This window comes from Citrobacter sp. Awk 4 (assembly GCF_028069725.1).
GTDB lineage: Bacteria > Pseudomonadota > Gammaproteobacteria > Enterobacterales > Enterobacteriaceae > Citrobacter_D.
This window is the reverse complement of sequence record NZ_JANEWG010000055.1, coordinates 21308-27307: the sequence shown is the minus strand read 5'-3', so window position 1 is coordinate 27307 and position 6000 is coordinate 21308. Positions and strand designations below refer to the sequence as shown.

Annotated in this window: 5 protein-coding genes; all 5 read right to left on the bottom strand. The window is 53.6% G+C overall.

From position 1 onward, the window contains the following. Positions 1 to 15 precede the first annotated feature (15 nt). On the bottom strand, positions 16 to 1863 hold the full coding sequence (gene selB, locus NNO04_RS18645) for a selenocysteine-specific translation elongation factor (protein ID WP_271445944.1): 1848 nt from the start codon (positions 1861 to 1863) through the stop codon (positions 16 to 18). Then, positions 1860 to 3251, bottom strand: a complete 1392-nt coding sequence (gene selA / locus NNO04_RS18640; protein ID WP_271445943.1) for an L-seryl-tRNA(Sec) selenium transferase — start codon at positions 3249 to 3251, stop codon at positions 1860 to 1862. The genes selB and selA overlap by 4 nt, the downstream gene beginning before the upstream one ends. Positions 3252 to 3350: 99 nt before the next feature. After that, positions 3351 to 3959, bottom strand: coding sequence for a glutathione S-transferase (locus NNO04_RS18635; protein ID WP_271445942.1), 609 nt, complete (start codon positions 3957 to 3959; stop codon positions 3351 to 3353). A 91-nt stretch (positions 3960 to 4050) separates the two neighbouring features. After that, positions 4051 to 5187, bottom strand: coding sequence for an HlyD family secretion protein (locus NNO04_RS18630; protein ID WP_271445941.1), 1137 nt, complete (start codon positions 5185 to 5187; stop codon positions 4051 to 4053). A 2-nt stretch (positions 5188 to 5189) separates the two neighbouring features. Continuing rightward, the gene (locus NNO04_RS18625) at positions 5190 to 5552 is read right to left on the bottom strand and encodes a DUF3302 domain-containing protein (protein WP_271445940.1); all 363 of its coding nucleotides are present in this window, start codon (positions 5550 to 5552) and stop codon (positions 5190 to 5192) included. Positions 5553 to 6000: the final 448 nt, after the last annotated feature.

Here is a 6000-nt window from a genome sequence, read left to right as displayed (position 1 = left end):
CTTATATTAATCGTATCATTTCTTTTCAGGGAATAATAAAGCATCCCGTAACAGGTGATCATTTCCCCGACGACGAGTAAACCCAATCCGGTCAAAATATTCCAGAATCTGAATAGCGAGTTTTCGTCCGACATTGAGTCGATCACGAAAATCAGCCGCACAGGTCGACCCTTTTTCCCGATCCAGTTCGCGGATCATATTGGCAAAAGAGACAATCCGATCATTACGGTAATAACGATCTTTCACGATTGCGGTAATCATCCCTTGCTGCGCGGCTTGTCGTAATACCTGCCGCATGATGTGCTCATCTGATCCGGTTTCCCGCGCCAGATCCCGCACCCACCAGGGTTCATCGCCAAACAGCGATTCCGTTTTGTGCCAGATGGCCTGCTGCTCGTCGCTGAATCCTGCTTTGTGATCGGGAAGATGCAACCACCCATGATGGCTATGAATAACGCTGCTTTCCCGCATTCGTTCGATCAGCAACAACACCAGCGCTTCGTCTTCCATTGGCAGCGCCATACGTCGCAACCGCTCGCGTCCAGGTCCCGGTTCGTCACGATGCTGTTCATGGTAGGTCGCCAGCGTATCGAGTATTTTTCGTTGCCAGCGGGCGGCAACAGGGGCATTCAACAGGCTGTATCCTGCCTGAATAAAACCAGGCTGATCAATCAGTTGACGCATACCCTCGCCATTGAGTTGGCGGGCCCACGCAAAATCAGGCAAATTGACGGCGCCACGGTCCAGATGAATCGCCAGCGCAGCGCTGTCATCCTGCGCGTTTTCCAACGCCGACAGCCACTGTAGGTAGTCTGGTTTACGTTTACCGCGACGCGGTGGAGTGAGCATCACAATGCGCGCCCCCGCCAGCGTGGCGCGCGCGGAGATATCACGCAATACCAGTCGGTCGTTATCAGCAAGCCAGAGCGGAGTGTCAAAAACCAGTTCAGCCAGCGAACCTTCCAGCAGGGAAACGCGCCCGGTCACATGGCTGGCGGCATGGTGAATATGCAGTGGCTGCCACTGCGTGAGCGGGACCTGTTGTTCTAAAGAGACAATGACACGTGTGAATGCCTCCGGCGGCGCATCAGAGAGCAGCCAGTCGCCACGGTTAAGCTGATCTTTTTCCGCGTCACCCGCGATATTTAGCGCGATACGCTGCCCCGCATGAGCGCGCTCAGTCGGCTGATTTTGCGCATGCAGGCTACGTACACGCATCGGTTTATTCACACCAGTAAGCCACAACGTGTCGCCGACATTGACTTCGCCGCTGAGCGCAGTCCCGGTCACCACCAGTCCCGCGCCTTTCACTGTAAAAGCGCGATCAATGGCCAGACGGAAACTCTGATTGCTGGCATGAGTGCGCGAAGATAATTGCTGTAGATGTTCACGTAACGTGTCAATGCCGCGCCCTTCACTGGCAGCGGTCACAAACAGCTCTGCCCCGGAAAAACCATACTGGGCCAGCGTCATTTTGATCTCTTCACGCACCTCGTCAATTCGCGCCTCATCCACACGGTCAGCTTTGGTGAGTGCGACGGTGAGTTGCGGATCCCCTGTCAGTTTTAAGATCTGCAGATGTTCGCGCGTTTGCGCCATCACACCATCGTCGCAAGCCACCACCAGCAGTGCATGGTCAATACCGCCCACTCCCGCCAACATGTTAGACAAAAATTTCTCGTGGCCAGGAACGTCAATAAACCCAAGCACGCGGCCATCTGCCTGCGGCCAGTAGGCATATCCCAGGTCGATGGTCATGCCGCGCTTTTTTTCTTCAGGCAGGCGATCGGCATTCACACCCGTAATCGCCTGTAATAACGTTGTTTTACCGTGGTCAACGTGTCCGGCAGTGGCAATAATCATTTCAACATCAACTCCATAAACCGGGTTTCATCTTCAAGACAGCGCAAATCCAGCCACAGGCGGCCATCGTAAATTCGGCCAATGATTGGCGTGGGTAGCGCACGCCAGCGCGCTGCCAGAGCGTCGAGATGGCTTCCCCGCCCATCATGCGGGGTAAATGTCAGTGCCGCGCTGGGCAACCGATCAACCGGCAGTGAGCCACTGCCTATCTGCGACAGGCAGGGCATGACATGGACGGCAAACACCTCTCCATAATGCGCGGCAAGCAACGTCTGTAACCGCTGCGCTTGCGCCTGAATCGCCGCTTCGCTGCGGGTTAATAGCCGCAGTGTCGGTAATTTCTCGGCTAATGCTTCCGGGTGCAAGTACAGGCGCAGCGTCGCTTCCAGCGCCGCAAGGGTCATTTTATCCGCCCGCAGCGCACGTTTCAGCGGGTGGCTTTGCAAACGGGCAATCATCTCTTTCTTACCGACAATAATCCCGGCCTGTGGTCCACCCAGCAGTTTGTCGCCAGAAAAACTCACCAGGCTGACACCGGCCGCAATCAGTTGCTGCGGCATCGGCTCTTTCGGCAATCCATACTGACTCAGATCGACCAGTGAACCGCTACCCAGGTCCGTCACCACCGGAATATTCCGCTCCATCCCGATCGTCGCTAATTCAGCTTCATCCACCGAGTGAGTAAATCCTTCGATGCTGTAGTTGCTGGTATGCACTTTCATCAACAGACCGGTGTTCTCGTTCACCGCCTGGCGATAATCATTTGCATGCGTCCGGTTGGTCGTCCCCACCTCATGCAGCGTACAGCCCGCCTGACGCATCACATCCGGAATGCGAAACGCGCCGCCAATCTCAACCAATTCACCGCGGGAAACGACCACCTCTTTGCCGCTGGCCATCGCCGCCAGCATCAGCAGCACCGCCGCCGCGTTGTTATTGACGATACAGGCATCTTCCGCACCGGTGATGCGACACAACAAGTCAGCTAACGCCCGATCGCGATGCCCGCGGCCTGCATCATCCAGGTCATACTCCAGCGTTACCGGAGAGCGCATCGCATCAGCGACGGCGTCGATAGCCTCTTGCGCCTGTATCGCACGCCCGAGATTGGTGTGCAGTACCGTTCCCGTCAGATTGAACACCGGACGTAACGCACTTTGCGACTCTTTTTCCAGCCGGGCTTTCGCCTCTTGCGCCCAGTTTTCACTCCATACCGGCAATGCCTGCGCGTCCCGTATCATCTCTCTGGCTTCATTGAGCATCTGGCGAAGCAACTCCACCACCTGGGTATGCCCGTGGGTGTCACGCAAAGCATGAAAGGCGCTATCACGCAATAAGCGATCAATAGCGGGAAGCTGACTGTAAAGCGAACGCGTTTCGGTTGTCATGAAAAAGCCTGGCTGTTGGTGGCCCTCTCTGTGACAGAGAGGGAGAGCGACATAGGGGGGGATTGTACCGTGAGTTTGTTCAGGCGGACATAATGCGCGTCAAGCCTTTGGCGGTTCCGTGCGCGCGAAGCTTTCGCGACTAAAGAGTGTTTCGACCAGTTTGACTAACTGCGGTCTGTCCACACACCAGCCTGGCGCCACGCGGCGGAAGTTGAGATAACCCACCGCACAGGCAATCGCGATAGTGGCCAGGTTTACCGTATCGGTGGTGAGCGTTCCCTTCGCCAGATAGCCCTCCAGGGCATCCAGACTGCGGTTGATCTTCTCGCGCTGGCGCAGCAGTTCCGTTTCTGATTGCTGTGCTGCGGGTCGCGCCTGTTCGCGAACGGAAACCAGCCCGGCGTCCATGATGCCATCCGCCAGCGCTTCAAGCTGCCGAACTTTCAGCGACGCCATCGGTTCACGCGGTAGCATTGCCGGCGCGATATCCAGCAATTCGATATATTCCGCAATGATGGGCGAATCAAACCAGAACTCCCCGTCGTCAGTTACCAGCGCAGGGACTTTGCCCAGCGGGTTATAGTCCGCTACGCCATTTTCTGCGTTGTAAGGGAGTTCATTAACAAATTCGAAGGGGATGCCCTTTTCCAGCAACAGAATGGAAATTTTGCGTACAAATGGGCTGGTGTAGCTGCCGATGAGTTTCATGTTCAGTCCTTTTTGCCAACAAAAATATCAGTATGGCTCAGGATTGAGCAAAAGGCAGGTGATGCTTGTCGCACACCTGCCTTTCATTTTATTAGTGATCCAAATAGAGATAGTGCATCCAGCTGGTCATGCGCAGCAGCACCTTACGCATGACGGACACGTGGGCGAAATGGTCAGAATAAACAGCCACCTGCGCATAGATACCGTCAGGCAGGGCGTCTACGTCGGCGTTCGGATCCAAATCAATCAGCGCCAGAACGCCATCCGTTCCCGGAACCACCGTCAGCGACTGCAATGCACCCTGAGCCTGGTAAGAACCGCCAGGCACCACCGGCAAAACGCTGTTCAGCTTGCCGTGAAAAACCTGCCCTGGCAGCGCATTGAATACCACTTCCGCATCATCACCCGCTTCAAGACGTAACAATGAATTTTGGCGGAACTGCGCAACGATTTGCCGTTTTTGATCCGGAATAAACACCATCACCGGGCGTAACGGTAGCGCGGCCGCATAGGTGCCAGGACGGATGAGCACCTGGGTCACATAGCCGTTGCTGGGCGCGCGAATGATCGTTTGTTCAAGGTTATATTTGGCTTCCGCCAGTTGCGCTCTCAGGCTGACAATCTGCGACTGCTCGCCGTTGACCATACTGTCTAACTGACTCTGAATTTGCGCTTGTTCCGCAACAGAGCCTTTTACCATAGCATCCTGTGCCAGATAGTTTTGCCGCGCATTGTCGATATCGCTTTCAGAGAAAGGATTCACCTTCGCCTGGCTGCCCTTCAGGTAACGTTGATAATCTTTGAACAGCCGGTCGCGTTCGGCGCTTACCCGCGCGGTATTGGCCTGCGCTTCAGAGAGCTGCGCTTTTAACGTCTGTATATTATGCGTCGCCGTCACCAGATCAGCTTGCAGTCGATCGACTCGCGACTGATAACGAACAGGGTCTAGCTTAAACAACACGTCGCCCTTTTTAATTAACTGATTATTTTTATCCGTCACTTCGCTAACAATCCCGGTGACTTGCGGCGTAATCGGAATGGAAATAACCGCTTTCTGCGCGGTAAAGGTATAGGGGTGGTTATAGTTCATTAAGAGAATCAAACCACTGACGATAAACACACCGCCTAATGCTGCCGTTGCCAACGTCCATTGATTGACCGGGATCCTGAAAATCTTAAACACCGCCCACGCCAACGCCACGTAGGTCAACACTATCAACAGATCCATGATTAGCGCTCCACAGAGGAATCATCGTCGGGGGTTTGTGCCCGGGCCAGTTTTTGTTCTAGCTGTGTAATACGCTCTGACAGCGCGGCAATGTCGGGGTCAGGCTCCTGCCCTGCCGGTTTGACGTGGGATTGCATGCCCCAGCCTCTTTCCGGCTGATAGAGCGTTGCCCAAATCCACAGAAACGGCCAGATAATATGCAGCGTAAACAGGCTCACCCAACCCGCCGTGTGGATGGCGTCGGCATGGGGGTGATTGCGCTTTTTCGCAATCAAATAGGGGATATCGTGAATCGCGATGATTCCATAAAACAGAACCAGGAAAACGAAGATCAGCACTCCTAACGCGAAATAATTTAGAAACATACCTGCCTCGCGTTCACATTTAATAAGAGTTTTAAATTGCAGGCAGCCGATGACTGTCATGGCTGATGTTTTGAACATAATTCGAAATCATCATTTTTGCCATAGCACGAAATGCTAAATTTTCGCGGTGAGAGGTTGCTCAATTTCAGGGACGTTAACGTGGAGGGAATAACCTCTGATGGATCACATCCCCGCGTCGTCGCGGTAAAAATATCTTGTGATTAACATCACAAAATACCAACAAAACACCAAAGCAAAAAAGTGATTAACATCACATTTAATTGCCATTTTTTGCCGCTTCGGTCATTTTGTTGTTTTTTTACACAGCACTATCGTGATCAATATCACATCAAATACCTCCCTACCCCCTATATTTATGTGACAAAAATCACACAACAGGTCGTCGACTGGACAGTTGAACGATTCAGTGCCAGATTTCGCAGTATCT